This window comes from Bariatricus sp. SGI.154 (assembly GCF_050313795.1).
Classification (GTDB): Bacteria; Bacillota; Clostridia; order Lachnospirales; family Lachnospiraceae; genus CAMBRQ01.
In genome coordinates this window covers 1-18136 of sequence record NZ_JBNPMC010000024.1, presented here as the reverse complement: position 1 = coordinate 18136, position 18136 = coordinate 1, and the positions used below count along the sequence as shown (strand labels likewise).

Annotated in this window: 16 protein-coding genes, 3 tRNA genes and 2 pseudogenes; 5 read left to right on the top strand and 16 right to left on the bottom strand. The window is 44.2% G+C overall.

The window, feature by feature from the left end:
• Position 1: 1 nt before the first annotated feature.
• The 7 genes and pseudogenes from ACQRBN_RS11400 to ACQRBN_RS11370 form a co-directional block, all read right to left on the bottom strand.
• On the bottom strand, positions 2-1009 hold the full coding sequence (locus ACQRBN_RS11400) for a LacI family DNA-binding transcriptional regulator (RefSeq protein ID WP_427739114.1): 1008 nt from the start codon (positions 1007-1009) through the stop codon (positions 2-4).
• Between the two features lie 307 nt (positions 1010-1316).
• On the bottom strand, positions 1317-1562 hold the full coding sequence (locus ACQRBN_RS11395; RefSeq protein ID WP_427739145.1) for a 4Fe-4S dicluster domain-containing protein: 246 nt from the start codon (positions 1560-1562) through the stop codon (positions 1317-1319).
• Positions 1557-1718 (bottom strand): annotated as a pseudogene (locus tag ACQRBN_RS11390) (NADH-quinone oxidoreductase subunit L); the annotation flags it as partial. The pseudogene ACQRBN_RS11390 and the gene ACQRBN_RS11395, both read right to left, overlap by 6 nt.
• Before the next feature lie 15 nt (positions 1719-1733).
• Positions 1734-2032, bottom strand: a pseudogene (locus tag ACQRBN_RS11385) (NAD(P)-binding protein); the annotation flags it as partial.
• 167 nt (positions 2033-2199) lie between these two features.
• The gene (locus tag ACQRBN_RS11380) at positions 2200-2448 is read right to left on the bottom strand and encodes a TetR family transcriptional regulator (protein ID WP_427739113.1); all 249 of its coding nucleotides are present in this window, start codon (positions 2446-2448) and stop codon (positions 2200-2202) included.
• Positions 2449-3263: 815 nt separating this feature from the next.
• A tRNA-Cys gene (locus tag ACQRBN_RS11375) sits at positions 3264-3334 on the bottom strand.
• 63 nt (positions 3335-3397) lie between these two features.
• Positions 3398-3469: transfer RNA gene (locus ACQRBN_RS11370), tRNA-Glu, on the bottom strand.
• Positions 3470-3632: 163 nt separating this feature from the next.
• Here ACQRBN_RS11370 and ACQRBN_RS11365 point away from each other — a divergent pair.
• The 3 genes from ACQRBN_RS11365 (at position 3633) to ACQRBN_RS11355 (ending at position 7998) form a co-directional block, all read left to right on the top strand.
• Entirely contained in the window at positions 3633-4967 is a 1335-nt protein-coding gene (locus ACQRBN_RS11365; protein ID WP_427739112.1) for an MATE family efflux transporter, read from the top strand.
• Positions 4964-7162 carry a DNA topoisomerase III gene (locus tag ACQRBN_RS11360; protein ID WP_427739111.1) on the top strand — a complete coding sequence of 733 codons (2199 nt, stop codon included), beginning with the start codon at positions 4964-4966 and terminating at the stop codon, positions 7160-7162. The genes ACQRBN_RS11365 and ACQRBN_RS11360 overlap by 4 nt, the downstream gene beginning before the upstream one ends.
• A 281-nt stretch (positions 7163-7443) precedes the next feature.
• Positions 7444-7998 carry a hypothetical protein gene (locus ACQRBN_RS11355; protein WP_427739110.1) on the top strand — a complete coding sequence of 185 codons (555 nt, stop codon included), beginning with the start codon at positions 7444-7446 and terminating at the stop codon, positions 7996-7998.
• A 37-nt stretch (positions 7999-8035) separates the two neighbouring features.
• On the opposite strand, the gene ACQRBN_RS11350 is transcribed toward ACQRBN_RS11355, so the two are convergent.
• From ACQRBN_RS11350 to ACQRBN_RS11340, 3 genes are all read right to left on the bottom strand, one after another.
• A complete protein-coding gene (locus ACQRBN_RS11350; RefSeq protein WP_427739109.1) occupies positions 8036-8662 on the bottom strand; it encodes a DUF1847 domain-containing protein in 627 nt (208 codons plus the stop codon).
• A gap of 45 nt (positions 8663-8707) precedes the next feature.
• Positions 8708-9463 (bottom strand): hypothetical protein, encoded by a 756-nt coding sequence (locus tag ACQRBN_RS11345; protein ID WP_427739108.1) that lies wholly within the window; start codon positions 9461-9463, stop codon positions 8708-8710.
• Between the two features lie 78 nt (positions 9464-9541).
• Positions 9542-10726 (bottom strand): DUF3810 domain-containing protein, encoded by a 1185-nt coding sequence (locus ACQRBN_RS11340; protein WP_427739107.1) that lies wholly within the window; start codon positions 10724-10726, stop codon positions 9542-9544.
• 378 nt (positions 10727-11104) lie between these two features.
• Here ACQRBN_RS11340 and ACQRBN_RS11335 point away from each other — a divergent pair, with 378 nt between their 5' ends.
• Together ACQRBN_RS11335 and ACQRBN_RS11330 are read left to right on the top strand one after the other, a co-directional pair.
• Positions 11105-12580: an MATE family efflux transporter gene (locus ACQRBN_RS11335; RefSeq protein WP_427739106.1), complete on the top strand. Its 1476-nt coding sequence runs from the start codon at positions 11105-11107 to the stop codon at positions 12578-12580.
• Positions 12577-13161 (top strand): AAA family ATPase, encoded by a 585-nt coding sequence (locus ACQRBN_RS11330; RefSeq protein ID WP_427739105.1) that lies wholly within the window; start codon positions 12577-12579, stop codon positions 13159-13161. The genes ACQRBN_RS11335 and ACQRBN_RS11330 overlap by 4 nt, the downstream gene beginning before the upstream one ends.
• 237 nt (positions 13162-13398) lie before the next feature.
• Here the strand turns inward: ACQRBN_RS11330 and ACQRBN_RS11325 are convergent, their stop codons facing one another.
• From ACQRBN_RS11325 to ACQRBN_RS11300, 6 genes are all read right to left on the bottom strand, one after another.
• Positions 13399-13950 carry a helix-turn-helix domain-containing protein gene (locus tag ACQRBN_RS11325; RefSeq protein WP_427739104.1) on the bottom strand — a complete coding sequence of 184 codons (552 nt, stop codon included), beginning with the start codon at positions 13948-13950 and terminating at the stop codon, positions 13399-13401.
• A 106-nt stretch (positions 13951-14056) separates the two neighbouring features.
• The gene (locus tag ACQRBN_RS11320; protein WP_427739103.1) at positions 14057-14821 is read right to left on the bottom strand and encodes a permease prefix domain 1-containing protein; all 765 of its coding nucleotides are present in this window, start codon (positions 14819-14821) and stop codon (positions 14057-14059) included.
• A gap of 5 nt (positions 14822-14826) precedes the next feature.
• On the bottom strand, positions 14827-15150 hold the full coding sequence (locus ACQRBN_RS11315) for a PadR family transcriptional regulator (RefSeq protein ID WP_427739102.1): 324 nt from the start codon (positions 15148-15150) through the stop codon (positions 14827-14829).
• A gap of 152 nt (positions 15151-15302) precedes the next feature.
• Positions 15303-16553, bottom strand: coding sequence for a DUF1015 domain-containing protein (locus ACQRBN_RS11310; RefSeq protein ID WP_427739101.1), 1251 nt, complete (start codon positions 16551-16553; stop codon positions 15303-15305).
• A 103-nt stretch (positions 16554-16656) separates the two neighbouring features.
• Positions 16657-17886, bottom strand: coding sequence for an MFS transporter (locus ACQRBN_RS11305; RefSeq protein WP_427739100.1), 1230 nt, complete (start codon positions 17884-17886; stop codon positions 16657-16659).
• 83 nt (positions 17887-17969) lie between these two features.
• Positions 17970-18041, bottom strand: a tRNA-Asn gene (locus ACQRBN_RS11300).
• Positions 18042-18136 lie beyond the last annotated feature (95 nt).

Sequence of the window (18136 nt, the reverse complement as noted above, 5' to 3'; positions counted from 1 at the left end):
CTTAAATAATTTTCTTTGTGGATTCCCGCAATTCCATGCTGTACTCTGTCAACAATATTGACTCTTCCCCACCGTTCTCCAACCTGTCGATCAACTTCTCACAGGCGATTCGCCCAAGTTCTTCTTCGTCAAATTTTAACGCTGTAATTGTCGGAGAATAATTCTGAAGCGCCAAACTATCATAAAAAGATACAATTTCAAGATCTCTCGGAATCAATATCCTCATTTTATCAAGTTTCTTCAAAACCTGAGTGCATATTTTATCATCCATGCAGACAATACATTCTGCACAGTTCTCCACAATCTGCTCAACGGCCTCATACACCTTCGCATTTGTATCACAATTCAGATAAATCAGCTTATCTTTCGGAACTTTATGAAAAAGTGTAAACCCAGCATAAAAACCAGCCAGCCTTTTTTGTGTAACAATATTTCCCATGTCACCCCCAATCAATGCAATTCTTTGAATCTCTCTCTCTAGTAAAAATTCGGTCATTTCCTTACAGGCTCGCACACTGTCGTGATCCACATGAATAGTAGATGCATTTTTTGTATCCCCGATCTGAACAAACGGTATTTTATTCCGAAGTAAGTATTCCACCGCAGAGTCCTCTACCAGCGCCCGCATTAGAATCACTCCATCAATCTTGCGTTTTTCAATAATCTTCTGAAGCTGTGTCAATCTATTCTTTTCTATTGACACAACAAATACATTATAATCTTGCTTTGCTGCCCATTCACAAATTCCAAACAAACAAGTTGGAAAAAAGGGTATCTCTTGAAGTTCCTGATCCGCAGGCAGAACAGCAGCAAGATTATATGTTCTGGAACAATCAAACGCTTTGGACACACTGCCTGATCTGTAGCCATATTCTCGACAGTAATCCAGCACACGCTTTCTAGTCTCCTTGCTTACTCTTCCCTTTCCCGATATGGCTCTTGATACAGTAGTTTTTGAACACCCCAATGCCTGTGCTATGCTGTCTATTGTAACCTTATCATTTCCCACACTTAACAGTTCTTCTCCCTTTATATTTACTAACTCACTTCATATAAATTCTAATATTATAATCTTTTTCCGTCAATTCTTTATAATAAACAATATTTTATCACTTAATTTTTACACATTTTATATAAAAGGCTATTATATGCGCAACAATTGCGCAATAGTGTGATCGACTTTTAATTCCAGTATAAAACCATCTGCTTTTCGATCAAGTTCTGTTTCAGAGTTTCAACACCCTATAATTCTCCAGCCCGTCATATTCTTTGCTCACCCCGTCATCTGTTCTGCTTCTTCATTTGTCAGTTGCAATTCATCGGAGTTCTTCCCCCTTTATTCGCTTTATATCCTGTAGCGTAATTTCCGGATGATGGTATTGCAGTCTATTTCCTAATGTAGGTACTTTCAATTTTGTAGTTTTTTGTGGGCACCAATGCAGGCAGGCATAGCAGGCAGCACACTGATTCCCATGTATCGCCTTTCCTTCTTTTATTGTAATATTATTTACCGGACAGACTTCTGCACACACTCCACATCCATTACATTCTTTTGCACCTATCGCATACGCACAGATCAGAACACCTTCTAATACCGTGTGGGGGTCATTCTCCATAATGGTTCTATCTTTATAGGTACCTGATTCGCCCTCATCTGTATTACACACAACGTATTTCTCTTCAGAATCAACTTTGTATGCACCGCTCCATTTAAGGCCTGTATTAAATCCCTATGCGCGTAACTCTTCCACAGTAATATCAGTACCAACATTCATACCGCACTGGAATTCTACTCCCATCTCGCGCAAAATATCGATCTCGGCCTCTACCACATCCTTTTCCAACTTAAATGATGGAATTCCATAAATCATCATTCCACCAGGCTTCTCATTCTTTTCAAATACTGTAGGATAATATCCCATCTCCGCTAGATAGAATGCACAGGAAAGACCAGCCGGGCCGCCACTAAATCCTGCTGTGTAATAAACTTCTTCACTGCATCGATAGAGACTGCATGATCGCAAGTGCCTCTCTGAGTTATTTAAAAGCTTCTAATTCTTCTTTTGTAGTTTTTTGATATCCCATATTTCCTCATTTTCTTCCGATATTCTATTATTCTTTGATACAATTCTCTGAAAGAGTTTTGCCCAGCCACTAAAAAGGCTTTACTGTAGTGATTTCCTATCACGATACAAAAAATCACAGATACCAAAAAAAATAGTCTTGCAGCACCCATTCATCATAATGGGGATTAATAGAACAAAAATCTTCATCATAGATCCAAACCAGAAGTGCGTATTTATCCGGAAAATGCCAATAAAAGTTCCGTCTGCTCGTGCCAGCATTTTCACAAATATCCGAAACAGATATTTTATCAAATAATGTCGCACGTAGCAGTACTTTCAGACTATCTGCTAATGCTTTCTTGGTCAATGGTGCTTGTGACATTCTTCTCCTCCATCGCAATCGGTTCGTTTTCATGTACCACTGTTCCGAAATAATTGTGGAGGTACTTTTTGAACTTATTGCTCCCAAAACGCCTCGTGCTATACTAAACAGGTATCATTGAATCAGAAGGATGGATGCATTTCGATTTTGCCCTCTATTTTTTAGAAAGAGGGTGATGCCCATAAATACAATGGAAGTTCTGACTTTACTATTGGTAATTTTTGCGGCTTTGACCTACATAGATAATCGACATAATAAGAAATAGCATCCCCTCGCCAAAGTAGATGCTATTGTCTTATTGACCATATTCGTTTACTGAGGGCATCAGATCTTGCGGGGAATATCCCCATCTATGATTCAATACAGCCCCACCCCAACCATGATAAGTACTCTACACTTCTGGAGGCAACAAACAACTTAATGTATAGGTTGGTCGTTGAAAATCATATGTATTTACTATGTTCAGAATAATCTTATCATAAGAAATCGCAAATAAATCTTCAAACAACTTTGGCGCATTATCAATATTCCACTTTGTTTGTTCTATACTACGGTAATTTCCCTTGGGTAAGTAAAAAATATTCTCATGTATAATTTTTTTCGCAGAAGAGGGTTTTAAATCCACAAAATAGTACCGTCTCTTTTCCGTTCCGTTACAAAACATTATTATTTCCATACAGACAGCGAAAAGAATGCAAATCCGGTAGATGCACTGATTGTATAAACATCTGCCACCTTATTTTTCAGAGTTGATTTTTTATAATTTTGAAAGTAAAAAAAGCCTCAGAAACCTTGATTTTCTGGGCTTTTTCAAGAGGCGCCAACCAGATTTGAACTGGTGATAGAGGTGTTGCAGACCTTTGCCTTACCACTTGGCTATGGCGCCATATTTAACCAAATCTGTTTTGCAGATCTGATTGCTTCTATATAAAGAGCCATCTGGCTCGAGTGACTCCGACGGGAATCGAACCCGTGTTACCGCCGTGAAAGGGCGATGTCTTAACCGCTTGACCACGGAGCCATATGAAACACTTCTTACGCGTGACCGAGATTTATATTATCATAGTTAAGATATTTTTGCAAGCCCTTTTTTCTTGATTTTCCCAATGTTATAATAGTACCTGTTATGATACAAGAACTTCATTACGAAGAATCGATAAATCCACATTCATGGAGGCTACACAATGCAAAGAAATCTAACTGAAGGAAATATGCTGCGTAACTTGATATCTTTTTCCCTGCCCTATCTTCTGTCCTGTTTTCTACAGACCTTTTATGGTCTGGCAGACTTATTCATTACCGGGCAGTATAATGGTGCGGATGCAATCTCCGCGGTATCCATCGGAAGTCAGGTTACACATATGCTGACCGTTATCATCGTAGGACTGGCCATGGGAACAACCGTCAATATCAGCAGAGCCATAGGATCAAAAGATTCCAACCTCGCGGCAAAAGGAATCGGCAACACCATTCTGTTATTCGCCGGATTCGCTGTCGCTGCAACTACAATTCTTATCCTGTCGGTAAATGGAATCATCCTGATTCTCTCTACCCCTCAGGAAGCCGTCGGCCAGACCAGACAATATCTTCTGATCTGCTTTGCCGGCGTTCCCTTTATTACAGCTTACAATGTAATCAGCAGCATCTTTCGTGGTCTGGGAGACTCCAAAAGCCCGATGTATTTCGTTGCCATAGCCGGAGTAGTTAACGTCCTTCTGGATATCCTATTCATCGGGCCATTTCATATGAGTGCAGCAGGCGCTGCGCTTGCAACGATTATCGCCCAGGCAATCAGCGTGATCAGTTCATTGATTGCCCTGCGCAAGATGAACCTTGGCATTCCATTTACCAGACATGAATTGCACCTTGAGAAAGCAACCTTATTATCTATCTTGAAAGTAGGAATTCCTATTTCCATTCAGGACGGGGTGATACAGATCTCTTTCCTGATTATTACAGCAATTGCCAATCATCGCGGAATCATTGTCGCCGCCAGCGTTGGAATCGTTGAGAAATTAATCGGCTTTTTCTTTCTGGTTCCTTCTGCCATGCTGTCCTCCGTATCTGCAATCGCTGCCCAGAATGCCGGAGCAGGACAGCACGAGCAAAGTAAGAAGGTTCTGCGCTATGGAATCGGAATCTGCTTTTCCTTCGGTCTCATAGTTGCATTCATCTGCCAGATATGGGCAGTACCAATCTTGCGGCTCTTTTCCAGAGATGCATCTGTTATCGAGATGGGAAGTCAGTATCTGAAGACCTATATCTTCGACTGCGCATTTGCCGGGATACATTTCTGCTTCTGCGGATACTTCTGTGCTTACGGCAAAGCATTCATCTCATTTATACAGAACCTGCTTTCTGCTGTATTAATCCGGGTTCCGGGGGCTTATCTGGCTTCCGTGTTCTTCCCGTCCACACTGTATGCCATGGGACTTGCCTCCCCGGCAGGTTCGCTGTTCTCATCTGTTTTTTGTATTACAGCATATCATTTTCTACAGAAAGGAAATTTGACGAAATGAAATCATTAGTTTTAGCAGAAAAACCATCCGTTGCCCGGGATATCGCCAGAGTCCTTGGCTGTCATAAGAACCTCCCCGGAGCCATCGAAGGAAGCCAGTATATCGTTACCTGGGCGCTGGGACACCTTGTAACCCTGGCAGACCCAGAAGAATACGATAAGAAGTTCAAGGAATGGAACATGTCTTATCTTCCTATGGTTCCTAAGAAATGGGAATTGGTCGTCATCAAACAGACTTCAAAACAATATCATAATGTAAAAACTCAGTTATTCCGAAAAGATGTATCCGAGATCATCATTGCTACCGATGCCGGACGTGAAGGAGAATTAGTCGCACGCTGGATTTTGGACAAATCCGGCTGCCATAAGCCGATCAAAAGGCTCTGGATCTCCTCCGTAACGGACAAAGCTATCCGTGAAGGCTTCACCCACCTAAAAGACGGACGCCAGTATAATGCCCTGTATCATGCGGCAAAAAGTCGCGCCGAGGCTGACTGGCTGGTCGGAATCAACGCCACCCGCGCGCTCACCTGCAAGTATAACGCACAGTTATCCTGCGGACGCGTACAGACGCCTACCCTTGCTATCATCGCCCGCCGGGAAGAAGAGATCCGTTCCTTCAAGCCGGAAGAATATTATGGGCTTACCTTAACAGCCGGATCGGTAAAATGGACCTGGCAGCATACGAAGAATGGACACATGCGTTCCTTCCAGAAGGCGTTTATCACTGATCTTGAGTCCAGCCTTAAGGGACAGTCTCTTACGATCACAGACGTTCAAAAGTCCGCGAAAAAGACTTATTCCCCGGGTCTATACGACCTGACAGAACTTCAGCGTGATGCGAATAAACGCTTCGGCTTCTCCGCCAAAGAAACACTGAACATTATGCAGCGCCTGTACGAGAACCATAAGGTTCTGACCTACCCAAGAACCGACTCCCGCTATATCGGAACAGACATCGTTCCAACCATCAAAGAGCGCCTGAAAGCCTGCAATACCGGTCCTTATAAGAAATACATCCCAGAACTGTTAAAGGCTCCGATTAAGACTAGCAAATCCTTTGTCGATGATAAGAAGGTCAGCGACCACCATGCAATCATCCCGACGGAAGAGTTCGTCCAGTTGGACCATATGAGTAACGAAGAACGCAAGATCTACGACCTGGTTGTACGTCGTTTTATCAGCGTCCTCTATCCTGCTTTTGAATATGAGCAGACCACCATGAAAGCCACTGCTGCCGGACAGAACTTCCTTGCCAAGGGTAAGATCATCCTCTCCCCGGGCTGGAAGACCGTATATGACGGAGGATTCGATACCGACAGCGATGAGGACATTTCCGATGATGGAACCTATATGAAAACTGCCGAGCAGCCACTTCCATCCTTAAAGAAGAGTGAGAAATTCCCGATCCTTAACAGCACCGTTACTACAGGCAAGACCAAACCGCCCGCAAGATTCACTGAAGCCACCTTGCTGACTGCCATGGAGAATCCGGTAAAATACATGGAATCAGGAGATGCCAAAGCAAGAAAAACGCTGGGCGAGACCGGAGGCCTTGGAACCGTTGCCACAAGGGCCGATATCATAGAGAAACTCTTCCATTCTTTCTTAATTGAGAAAAAGGGCAATGAGATTCTGATTACCTCCAAAGGCAAGCAACTTCTGGAGTTAGTTCCTGAATATCTGAAAAAGCCGGAACTCACTGCAAAATGGGAGATGCAGTTATCCGATATCGCCAAAGGCACACACACAGAATCCGTCTTCATCCAGGAGATCCAAGGCTACACCCAAGAACTCATTGACGAGATTCGCTCCGCCGATGGCACCTTCCGCCACGACAACCTGACCAACACCAAATGTCCAAGATGCGGCAAACGGATGCTCGCCGTCAACGGAAAGAATGCCCGGCTTCTAGTCTGTCAGGACCGTGACTGCGGCTATCGCGAGACCATCGCAAGACTAAGCAACGCCCGCTGTCCAAACTGCCATAAGAAAATGGAACTTATCAAAAAGGGTGACGAAGAGACCTTCGTATGTGGATGCGGCTATAAAGAGAAACTCTCTGCTTTCAAGGCAAGACGAGAAAAAGAGGGGGCAGGAGTCTCTAAAAAAGATGTACAGAAATATCTGAAGAAACAGAAAGAAGAACCGATTAATACGGCATTTGCGGATGCATTGTCTGGGATAAAACTGTAATTTTTTCTACTTACAGGATCTGCGTCCGAATGCTTTCTCCGGGCTCTTTAGCAACGTATATCCTCTACTGTCGACTCTTATACTGATTTTTGAAGGAATCGAAAGTAGAGGATATGCTATCATCTTAATATCTGGATTCGTATTTTCAACATTTCAGAATCCATTATTCATCATGAATCTTCCTCTTTATCAGAGGGTTTTCAAGCATGATTATCAAAGTTTATACCTGGTTGTACGAAATTACATCACATATTATACTGAAAGGAGAAATCCACCACTTCATGCCGACACACACCGCAAAGTTACAGTGGCATCCGGCTTTCGGTGCCGCACTTCGTATTGAGTTCGGGAAAGAGTTGGATACGCTTGATATCAGAGATGAATACCCGCTCAGCAAAAAACCTCTGCTCATGGATATACTGATTGTAAAAAAAGAACAGAATATAATACAGGAATTGATAAAACACTATGAACCTAATAAATCTTCCCTTTATCATCAGACCGTTATGGATCTGATTACACGTGCAAACTGGGAGCAAATGGAGGAGGTAAATAAGATGTGTGATGCATTACTTGAATTACTTGCTGATGAATTAAAAGAATCGAAAGAACTTGGAATCAAAGAGGGTATGAAGGTCGGCGAACTTACGGGCATCAAAAAAGGCGAACTTGCGGGCATCAAAAAGGGCGAACTTACGGGCATCAAAAAAGGCGAACTTGCGGGCATCAATCTTGCCAAGACAATATTCAAACTCTCAGCCGCCGGTTCTCCCCTATGTGATATCGCAAAGCAATGTAATATTCCGGAACAGCGTGTCCTGGAGATTCTGGAATAAAGGGATGCCGCATTAATGCGTCATCCCAGGTAAATAACTATTCCTTTAACTTCGAATAATAAGAATCTGCCGTATACAACGCTGCCACCGGATTATGCCCCAGTACCCGATCCTTTGTCACTGCTGTGGTTACCAGCGCATCCGAATACTTATAGAATAGGCTGTCATGCCCTACGCACAGTCCAACCACCACATTCAGATCTGTCTTCTCCTTGTTCAGCATCTTCGCCTGCAGAATCGGATTGCACATATTTTCTCCCACACCATTGCATTTCTCCGGGATTCCCACAGAAGTCTTCTTCTGAGTTCCTGCTTTGCACCCGATTCCGAACACTTCGAAACCATGTTTTCTAAAAATAGCCGCCAGCGTCCGGCTTTCTCTCAGAAGTCCCACGCAGGTTGCAATCCCGATTTTCTTCGCGCCAATCTTACGTGCGAATTCCATAATCTCTTCCACCCTTGTGTACTGGCAATAATGTTCGAACTCTACCTCCGCTGCTGCCACCATCGCCTTATGATTCGGCTCTTCCTGATAGCACTCCATTGCCTCTTGGAGCACTTCCTCATCCATGCCTGTCGTCAGACAGAAAGACGGATAAGTCTTGTCCATCTTATTGCAGTTCTGTGTTGCACAATCAATACATGATCGTCTCATTTCTTCCATACGATTCTTCCTCCTTTTATTTTCCTATAACAATGATTTCGTTTGTCATTTCCCCGGTGCTGTAAATGCACAAGGGATATTGGTATCACATTTTCCACACACGCCTTCCGGGTTCTTGCTGCAGGTCTCCCGGCATTTCCTTCTGTCGAATCCCTCCACCGTCAAAGCCCCGGAGAAGCAATTTCGGATACATTTCTTGCAGATTCCTCTACTCTTATACAGGCAGTTTTCTTCTTCCAGAGGCACATCTGCCTCAACGGGTATATCGGTTACGATCGAATTATAACGTCCACAGCATCCCTTTCTGGAAATCAGCATATTATTGATCCCGAATGTGCCTAATCCCGCCACATAAGCAATATGCCTCTGAGACCAGTTACTCTTAAGCAGCGTACGATTCGTCTCCCACTTCGGAACTGCGGCACGATACCCCATATTCCGAAGTTCCTCTGCCAACTGTTCGTTCAATTCTCCCATCATATGATTCGTATAACTGTATGCCTCCGACCATTCCTTAGATGCGGCATTCCCCGCCACCTGGACATTCGTCTGTGCCAGTTCTTTTGTAAATGGAACAAAATACGAGATAATAATCCTGGGATTCTCCAGGAAATCCTCCGGCAGACTATGCTCCGGCATAACAATCTCCGGCAGTCGCCTAATATACGGATGATTCGCATCTGCATATCCGACCAGCGGCGTCCGCCATATCTTCGGACCAAAGTTCCTATCCGGATATTCCTCGATATACTTTACAATGAACCCTTCCACCCATTCTTTCAATGTATTTTTCTTCTCCATATTCCTCAGTTCCTTTTCTTCCAGTGTAACTTCTATGCGTAGTTTCTCTTCTAATGTCTTTTTTCTTCCAGTGTCTTATCAAAATCTTCCTTCTATATAACATGCCACAATCAGATCCACCATCCGGTTATAACTCTTCACGCCATCTGCCTGCCCATTCGCCTTAAGATATGTATCATTCACTTTGTTAGAAACCTCTGCCACAGCGCCATCATATCTCGCCCAGAATTCCCGGTTCGCATTAAGATCCGGTTCTACTTCCGTTGATAACCCACTTCTTACTTCTTCCCAGGCATCATAATCTATCTTATACAATACATTCATACACTGAATCCATCCCATCAGATACCCGCTATATCTGAATGCCTCTTCTTCATAACTGCTACTGGCAAGAAACGCAATAAAATTCGCCTCCTGTTCCTGCATGAATCCCCTCAGATGAGACAACTCATGGCAGGCAGTAAATGGGATATTGTAATCCGTTATCTCCTGATTATAATTGGCTTCTATGGTAAATGGCAGATAGATCCCCGTCAGATTCTGAATCGAAAGTATCCATGAATTCATCAGTCCCTTCGGTCGCGGATAATATCCTTTAAGCTGCGGATACTCTTCTTGCAGTCCCTCCATAGCCTTTACTGTATTCTCCTGAAGCGGCACGTCCAGAACCATCACTCCATCCCCATCCCGCTCTACCTGGCCACTATATGAATTCACCTGTTCCGTAAGCCACTGACACACTTCTTTCAATTCCTCTGCCGAATATTCCTCTACCCGGATTCCCGCGCCTTCCGCAAAAGACACCCGGTGATAATTAATCCCACAATTCACCACATACAAAAAGAACAAGATCCCCGCAATCAACACCAGATTCAAACACCAGTGATACACTTCCCGTCTTCCAGCCCTCTTCCTGACACCTCTGATAACAAGCCTTACACCCGTCACAAAAATCCCCAATATCAACACATACAGCAGAACCTCCGACACTGAAAAAGGAACCAGCCCCGCAAACCTCCCAACAGTCTCCACCCACACCGAGTACAGATGTACACTATACCACTGAGCAAACCCCTGCGACACCCTGGCAACCAGGCTCAGCACCACCGCCCAGGCAATCAAGCCCCCACTCACCACGATTCTTCCCCTCTCCCACTTCCTCATCTGCTCCATCTTTTTCTTCCCCATCTCTTCCTTCTCTATCTCTTCCTTCTCTATCTCTTCCCTCTCTATCTCTTCCTTCTCCACTTTTTTCTGCCCCATCCTAATTCACTCCCCTTCCATTCTACCATACAAAATATGGATTTACTACCACATGCATTACACTTCGCGCTTGGTCAGAACTGCGTCCACTGCACAACCACGAACCATACAGCACCCATATTTTTATAAAAAACCCTTTGACTCTCCCCGCCAAAACTGCTATTATACTAATACAGCGTGTAGCATTAACTGCGTAAATCCAGTTGACACCACACGCTTTTTTTATTGCAATCATATACCATTACAGAGGCATATTCCCTCCAGGATCATGACTCTGAACAAAACAGCGTGTAGCCAAAGTGCATAAATCCAGCTTCTTTGGCGTCACGCTGTTTATTTATTGCAGGAATTTGTTCAAATTTTAAGGAGGAAAAACCAATGAACCAAAAATCAAACACTTTTTTGGAAACAGAACCTATTGGGGCATTGATGAAAAAATATGCAGTGCCCTGTATCATCTCGCTGCTGGTAGCAGCCCTTTACAACATCGTAGACCAGATCTTCATCGCAAACGCAAGTTATCTCGGTTCCTACGGAAATGCCGCTAATACCGTCGTCTTCCCACTGACCGTTGTTGCTCTGGCGATCGCCGTTATGATTGGCGACGGATGCTGTGCTTTCGTAAGTATCAGCCTTGGAGCCAACAAAAAAGAAGATGCCCATAAGAGTATCGGAAGCGCTGTGCTTTTATGTGTGATCTTAAGCCTGATACTGACTGCAATCTATCTGATCTTCCAGGAACAGATCCTGACCGTATTCGGCGGACGTGTCAATGATGAGACTTTTCATCATGCCAAAGAATATTTCTTCTGGATCACTGTTGGCGTACCGTTCTATATGTTCGGTCAGGCGATGAATCCGATTATCCGTTCCGACGGAAGCCCGAAATTCGCCATGATCTCTACACTTGCAGGTGCATTTACCAACATCATCCTGGACCCTATCTTTATCTTCATCTTCAAATGGGGGATGATGGGCGCCGCTGTGGCTACCGTAGCAGGTCAGATACTGACTGCCGTACTGTCTATCTGGTACCTGTGCCACATGAAGGCAATCCAGCTTGAAAAGAGCAGTTTCGGCATCCACGGCAGACTCGTAAAGAAATACATTCCGCTGGGTATCTGTAGTTTCCTGTCACAGATCTCCCTAGTTGCTGCCATGGCTGCAATCCAGAATATGACGTTAAAATACGGTGCAAAAGATCCGATATTCGGCCAGACTGAATATGCCCAGATTCCAATGGCCGTCCTTGGAATCGTAATGAAATTCTTCCAGATTGTCATCTCCATCTCCGTAGGTATGGCAGCCGGCTGTATCCCAATCGTTGGATATAATATCGGTGCCGGAAGAAAAGACCGTGCCAAAGGTCTGCTGACCCGTCTTCTGATCGCAGAAGCGTTCGTCGGCGCTGTAGCACTTCTGATTGTAGAACTGCTGCCAAAACAGTTGATCGGTATCTTCGGTGCCGCTAACGAAAGCAGTTACTACACCGAATTCGCGATCAGATGCTTCCGTATCTACCTGTGCATGATGGTCCTGGCTACCGTCAACAAGGCTGCCTTCATCTATCTTCAGTCCATCGGAAAAGCATTCCTCTCAACAATGCTTTCTATGGTGCGTGAGGTATTATTCGGTGTTGGATTCGCTTTGCTGCTGCCACGTTTCTTCGGGCTGAATGGCGTACTGTACTCCATGCCGGTATCAGACATGTTGACCTTCATCATCTCTGCAATCGTAATTGCATACACATATAAGACACTAAGCACAGACCAGGAAGCATCTGCTGCTGAGACAACTGCCGACACATCAATAATAAACACATCAACCAGACTTAACAAGGAGGGAGCAAGATGACACACAGAATTATAACCATCAGCCGTGAATTCGGCAGCGGCGGAAGAACCATCGGCAAAGAAGTTGCCGCGAAACTTGGTATTCCATGCTATGACCACGAACTGATTGAAAAGATTGCCGAAGAAAGCGGCTTCGCTGCAGAATACATCAAAGAACGCGGTGAATACTCCTCCCACAGAGGCTGGCTTGCCAGCGCATTCTCTGACCGGGATTTCAACGGGCATTCCACACAAGATGACCTGTGGTTCGCACAGCGCAAGGTAATCCTCGAACTCGCAGAAAAAGAATCCTGCGTAATCGTAGGGCGATGTGCAGATTATATCCTTAAGGATTCTGCCAACTGCCTGAATGTATTCATCCATTCCGACCTTGATAAACGTGCTGAACGTATCGTAAAACAGTATGGAGAAAGCGATGTTACTCCTGAGAAACGTCTGAAAGACAAGGATAAGAGACGTGCCGCTTACTATCAATTCTATACCGATCACAAATGGGGTGCGATACAGAACTATCATATTACGCTGAACAGCGGAGTTCTGGGGATTGAAAAATGCGTGGAGATTATCGCAGGATTATATTAGACTTTTGTGTATCTTTTAGGCTAACTGTATAGACCAAAGATAGCGGGCGGTATTAATCCACCGCTATCTTTGCCAAAGCCGTTCCCCTTCCTGGAATCTTTCTAACAATTCTATCTTCTTCCCATATCCGACCAATACATCTTCTCCACGATTGTTATAATCAATATCCTCCATCAACAATTTCTAAGTACACCAAAATTATTAAAATGCCGATGCATAAGATAATATGCTCTTACACTATTCATCCCAAAGTTTCCCTCCCCCTCTGCCATACTTTTCCTGAAACAATAATTCTTCAATATAATGATCCATCCTCATCTCTGCCACATCAACCAGCCACGGTAATGTCTTCTCTGAAAATACCGCCTCAAAAGGAATCCTTACAATCTCACCCCGGAAACAGAATGCAAGAATACACTCCTCTCCATGAATCTCCCATCTGCCATGTACATGATGCCTTGAAGAATAGATCTCTTGTGCTTTCATTCGATCCTGTAACTTTAGGAATTCAACAGAATACGCATATAATCGGCTTTTCCCCTTACGAGTCCATCTCCCCTCACTCTCAGGCAAAGCCGGTCTAATTCCCATTAGTTCCTCCATCGTGCAGCCCAGTGCCAGGCTCAGCCGATACACTGTCTCGGCTTTCGCACTTGTGATATCTTTATGCCCTTGTTCATAATCTTGCAATGATCTTAGATTAATTCCACTGACATCTGCCACTTCCCTTCTGGACAGACCTTTTGCTTCCCGTATTTTTTTTATATCTGGCATTCTATTTTCCTTCATTAAAGTGTCTCCAAAATAAAACTGTTTTAACTATTATACGCATATTTGCGTATATTTGCAAGATAAAAACAGGACAAGTTTCCCTGCCCTGTTTCCGTATTCTTTCCTATACCTGCACCACAATCGGCTTAAATCCCTCCAGCCCTACCACCATAATCGGCGCTCCCTGAGGAATCTCCTCTGCTTTCGTCGCAACCTTCATCTTCTTATTCCGAATCGTACCTTTCCCCTTATATGTGATTGGCGTATCCGCAAACCCAATCTCCCACAGCAGTTCCGTCTCTTTCTTATGCCTGCACAATGTCACACAGGCACGCTCTACTGTCTGCACAACGAACAGCAATACGATCCAGAACACTGTAATCTGCACGCCTCTCCCTAGGAACCAGACACCTATCGCCAGGATAAGACCGCTATTCGTAACATAACCTCCATACCAGTCCCTTCCATAAGAATAGAACAAATCCCAATCATTGTACTTCTCTACCCAGGACAAGATCAGCCCATATATCACCAGAAAACCTCCGATAGCGTTGTTAACTACCGCCGGAATTCCCTTGAATATGAATCCGTTTTCCAACGGCAAGAATAATTTCGCCAACACCACTACCACACTAAGAAAGATAAACCATTTGATCATTCCCCAGTCAATCGTCTTCCTGTAGATCCGGTCAATGTCTCTCCCTGCTGCCACCGGATCTCCCATCTGCCTTACTGCTTCTTCCTCTGCTTTTAACTCATCCATGCCACCCTCAATGAGAACCTCCTTATAATCTTCAATATGCGCCGCATACTCTTCTTGAATCGCATTCCTCATTTCGGTATCATGAATCTGCTTGGTCAGTTGTAACAAATATTTCTCTTCGTTCATAACCTCTACCCCCTTACCAGACCAGATACAGCATCTGCATAGATGATCCACTCCTTAACCATTTTCTCCAGATATGATCTTCCGCTTGCAGTAATCTTATAATATTTGCGAAGTTTCCCGTTCACCTCTTTACTATAGTCCTCCAGATATCCTGCGCTTACCAGGCTGTGCAGCAGCGGATAGAGCGTCCCCACCTTCAGTTCAAATACATTATTAGAACGTTTTGATAAGGTTTCGATCATCTCATAGCCATACATATCTTTTTCCGACAGCAACTGCAATATCAACATGGCATTGTTACCTGAAGTAAAATTTCTTCCAATCGTCATACAATCATCCCCTTCTTCTTTTTTTCATATATTGATATATATTGATATATATCATATCTCAATATATATCGGTTATCGATAGTTGTCAACCTAAAAATGCTATTGCATGAAATAAATCACACAATAGCACATGATTTCCCTTTTTAGCAATACTACAACCTAACTTCTACAATCTTCCTTGCCTCCAGATAATACCGCTTCTCCTTCGCATCCCCCATAGAGAACGTCTTCCTTGGCAGCACTCCATCCGTAATCACCCCACGAAATAATTGTCCCTTCTCCATAACCGGAAGCAAGAATCCAATCGCACCTTCTTCATCCGCCAGCCCTCGCAACACCTCATCACCGTGAATATAATCAATCTCACCGACATGGCTGCTCAGATATGAATCAAGAAATGACTGCAATACCGCAACCGCCATCTCCCCTTTGTTTCTATCCAGACAGATAGTCCCACTGTCTTTCCCTGCATACCAGGTAACCGGATATCCGTCTTCTGCACAGATCTCCTTCTGCATACACTGCAGCATCTTCTCCGGTTCTGTCCCTTTGATAATCCGGTGGATCGCCTCAAACTGCTGCGCACTGTCATGAATATTCTCCAGTTCAACCAATGCATATCTTGCCGGATGTTCCCGTACTTCATCATTCGAATACTTGGTCTTTAACTCCTCATAGCATGCCTTCGCCGTAGCAAGAGAATGATTGCCGTCGCCAACCGCATACAATAGCGCACTGTCACCCAGATTCCTGTATTTGTCCCGCATATTTTCCTCATACTCTTTCAGCCTCTGGTTGAACGCTTCCACAGCCTCTCCCTGTAACAGCCATCCGGATATGCGCCCACCATCCTCCATCAGAACAAAATCATACACCTTAGGCAGGCATTCTTTGCTCTCTGTAACCGATTCAATCAGCATCTTCTTCTCATCATCACAGAGAAGTAATATATGCGGCAGCTCAAGCGGCGCATTCTGGCGAATCTTCTTTCTAGGCGGAATCCGCTCTATAACGGTCTTCTCTGTTGCACGTATGCTGGAATCCGCACCAATATTATAATCATATTCCTCCAGATCTACTGCACCTACTACGCCCTTACGGATCGAACCATCCACCAAGGTTCTTTCTACATATATGTAAGCATCGCTATACTCCTTAAAAATACGATTCTGCAGATACTGCCGCATAGTATGATTGATTTCCTCTACACGGTTACTATAATCACCACTTAATTGTACTTCCGGCAGGATAATATTAAGCGTAGACGGCACATCACCGACATATTCACGCACCTCTTCCCAGTATTCTGGCTGTGATGTAAATTGGTCGCATGCAATCACAGACCATCTCTCCATCGAATCTACCTGTGGCAGCAATATATCAGCTGGCATAAATGTACTCATGGCTAACTCTTTCTCCCTTCACATCTTCTGAATAGTTCTATGACCATTATAAACCAAGACAAGCTTATATATCAAATACCTTTTAATCTGCTTATCCAGAAGTCTACTGAGTCTTCCTAATCAACCGCTCATGCATTAGCATCATCACAACTAAGATCACAAGCAAATATACCGGAAAAAGTCTCACACTGATATGATTCGCAATCAGCCCGAACAACGGCGGCATCAGGCAGCTTCCAACATATGCACTTGCCATCTGCACCCCAATGATTGCCTGCGATTTATCCGCACCAAAATGCACAGGCGTAGAATGAATGATGCATGGATAGATGGGCGCACATCCTAATCCGATCAATACCAGCCCAATCAAAGTTAATGTAGTTCCACCCGGAACCAGCACCGCCAGCATCCCCAACGCAATAATTCCCTGTCCAAGCCGGATCAGAGATGTATCACTCAAGCCAAATGTAAGAAAGCCATTAATCCCGCGCCCTACTGTGATCCCTATGTAGAACATACTTGCCAGACCTGCCGCCTTTTCTGTGGATAGACCACACTGCAGCACAAGATAACTGCTCGCCCATAGCCCCGCAGTTGATTCCAATGCACAATAGCAGAAGAAAGTAAACATTACTTCTTTTGCGCCCTGAATCCTTACAATCTGACTCAAAGAAAGCGGCTCTTCTTTAGCGGAATTCTTCTTGGCATCTCCATTTTCTTTTCCAGACGAGATCCCCTTTCCAGACGATAATGCCTGTTCCTTAGACTCTTTTGCATCAGCCGCATCCTTCCGGTTCCACAATGGCAGACTCATCACCAATACAAATGTAAGAGCAACCTGCATAACAGAGATACACCGATACCCCACATTCCAACTATAACCGCCAGTCAGTGCAACACCCATAATATATGGTCCAATCGTCGTCCCCACGCCCCACATACAATGCAGCCAACTCATATGCCGGCTTGCATAATGAAGCGCTACATAGTTATTAAGCGCCGCATCCACACTTCCTGCACCAAACCCATATGGAATCGCCCATAAACACAATGCCAGGAAAGAATGGCTGATTGAAAAGCCGAATAATGCCACCGCCGTCGTACCAACGCTGATCGCAGTCACTTTCCCTGCACCAAGCCTCTTCGTCAGACGGTCACTCTGCAAACTGGATATGATCGTCCCTATACAGATAATCATAGAAATCACTCCTGCATAAGATACCGGAACCCCTAACTCCCCATACATGGTCGGCCACGCGGAACCCAGCAGCGAATCCGGAAGCCCAAGGCTGATAAAAGCAAGATAAATAATCACAAGTAATAATTGAATCATGTCATCGTCCTCCTTATTTTCCGCACTAAACATATAGGCAAAATAAAACCTGTAAACAATCAAGTCTACAGGTCTTCTTTCAACTCCCCGAGTTGGGCTCGAACCAACAACCCCACGGTTAACAGCCGTGTGCTCTACCATTGAGCTATCGAGGAATACCACTATTCAATTATAGTCCTTTACAAATGCTTTTGCAAGGACTTTTTCCATGTACCCTGAAAACTGCATATAAGAAATACTCTTCATCCAT

Excerpts from the sequence above, each read along its gene's own strand:
- ACQRBN_RS11380 (WP_427739113.1), bottom strand. The coding sequence starts at position 2,448 with ATGTCACAAGCACCATTGACCAAGAAAGCATTAGCAGATAGTCTGAAA.
- ACQRBN_RS11365 (WP_427739112.1), top strand. The coding sequence starts at position 3,633 with ATGCAAAGAAATCTAACTGAAGGAAATATGCTGCGTAACTTGATATCT.
- ACQRBN_RS11360 (WP_427739111.1), top strand. The coding sequence starts at position 4,964 with ATGAAATCATTAGTTTTAGCAGAAAAACCATCCGTTGCCCGGGATATC.
- ACQRBN_RS11355 (WP_427739110.1), top strand. The coding sequence starts at position 7,444 with ATGCCGACACACACCGCAAAGTTACAGTGGCATCCGGCTTTCGGTGCC.
- ACQRBN_RS11350 (WP_427739109.1), bottom strand. The coding sequence starts at position 8,662 with ATGGAAGAAATGAGACGATCATGTATTGATTGTGCAACACAGAACTGC.
- ACQRBN_RS11345 (WP_427739108.1), bottom strand. The coding sequence starts at position 9,463 with ATGGAGAAGAAAAATACATTGAAAGAATGGGTGGAAGGGTTCATTGTA.
- ACQRBN_RS11340 (WP_427739107.1), bottom strand. The coding sequence starts at position 10,726 with ATGGGGCAGAAAAAAGTGGAGAAGGAAGAGATAGAGAGGGAAGAGATA.
- ACQRBN_RS11335 (WP_427739106.1), top strand. The coding sequence starts at position 11,105 with ATGAACCAAAAATCAAACACTTTTTTGGAAACAGAACCTATTGGGGCA.
- ACQRBN_RS11330 (WP_427739105.1), top strand. The coding sequence starts at position 12,577 with ATGACACACAGAATTATAACCATCAGCCGTGAATTCGGCAGCGGCGGA.
- ACQRBN_RS11325 (WP_427739104.1), bottom strand. The coding sequence starts at position 13,950 with ATGAAGGAAAATAGAATGCCAGATATAAAAAAAATACGGGAAGCAAAA.
- ACQRBN_RS11320 (WP_427739103.1), bottom strand. The coding sequence starts at position 14,821 with ATGAACGAAGAGAAATATTTGTTACAACTGACCAAGCAGATTCATGAT.
- ACQRBN_RS11315 (WP_427739102.1), bottom strand. The coding sequence starts at position 15,150 with ATGACGATTGGAAGAAATTTTACTTCAGGTAACAATGCCATGTTGATA.
- ACQRBN_RS11310 (WP_427739101.1), bottom strand. The coding sequence starts at position 16,553 with ATGAGTACATTTATGCCAGCTGATATATTGCTGCCACAGGTAGATTCG.
- ACQRBN_RS11305 (WP_427739100.1), bottom strand. The coding sequence starts at position 17,886 with ATGATTCAATTATTACTTGTGATTATTTATCTTGCTTTTATCAGCCTT.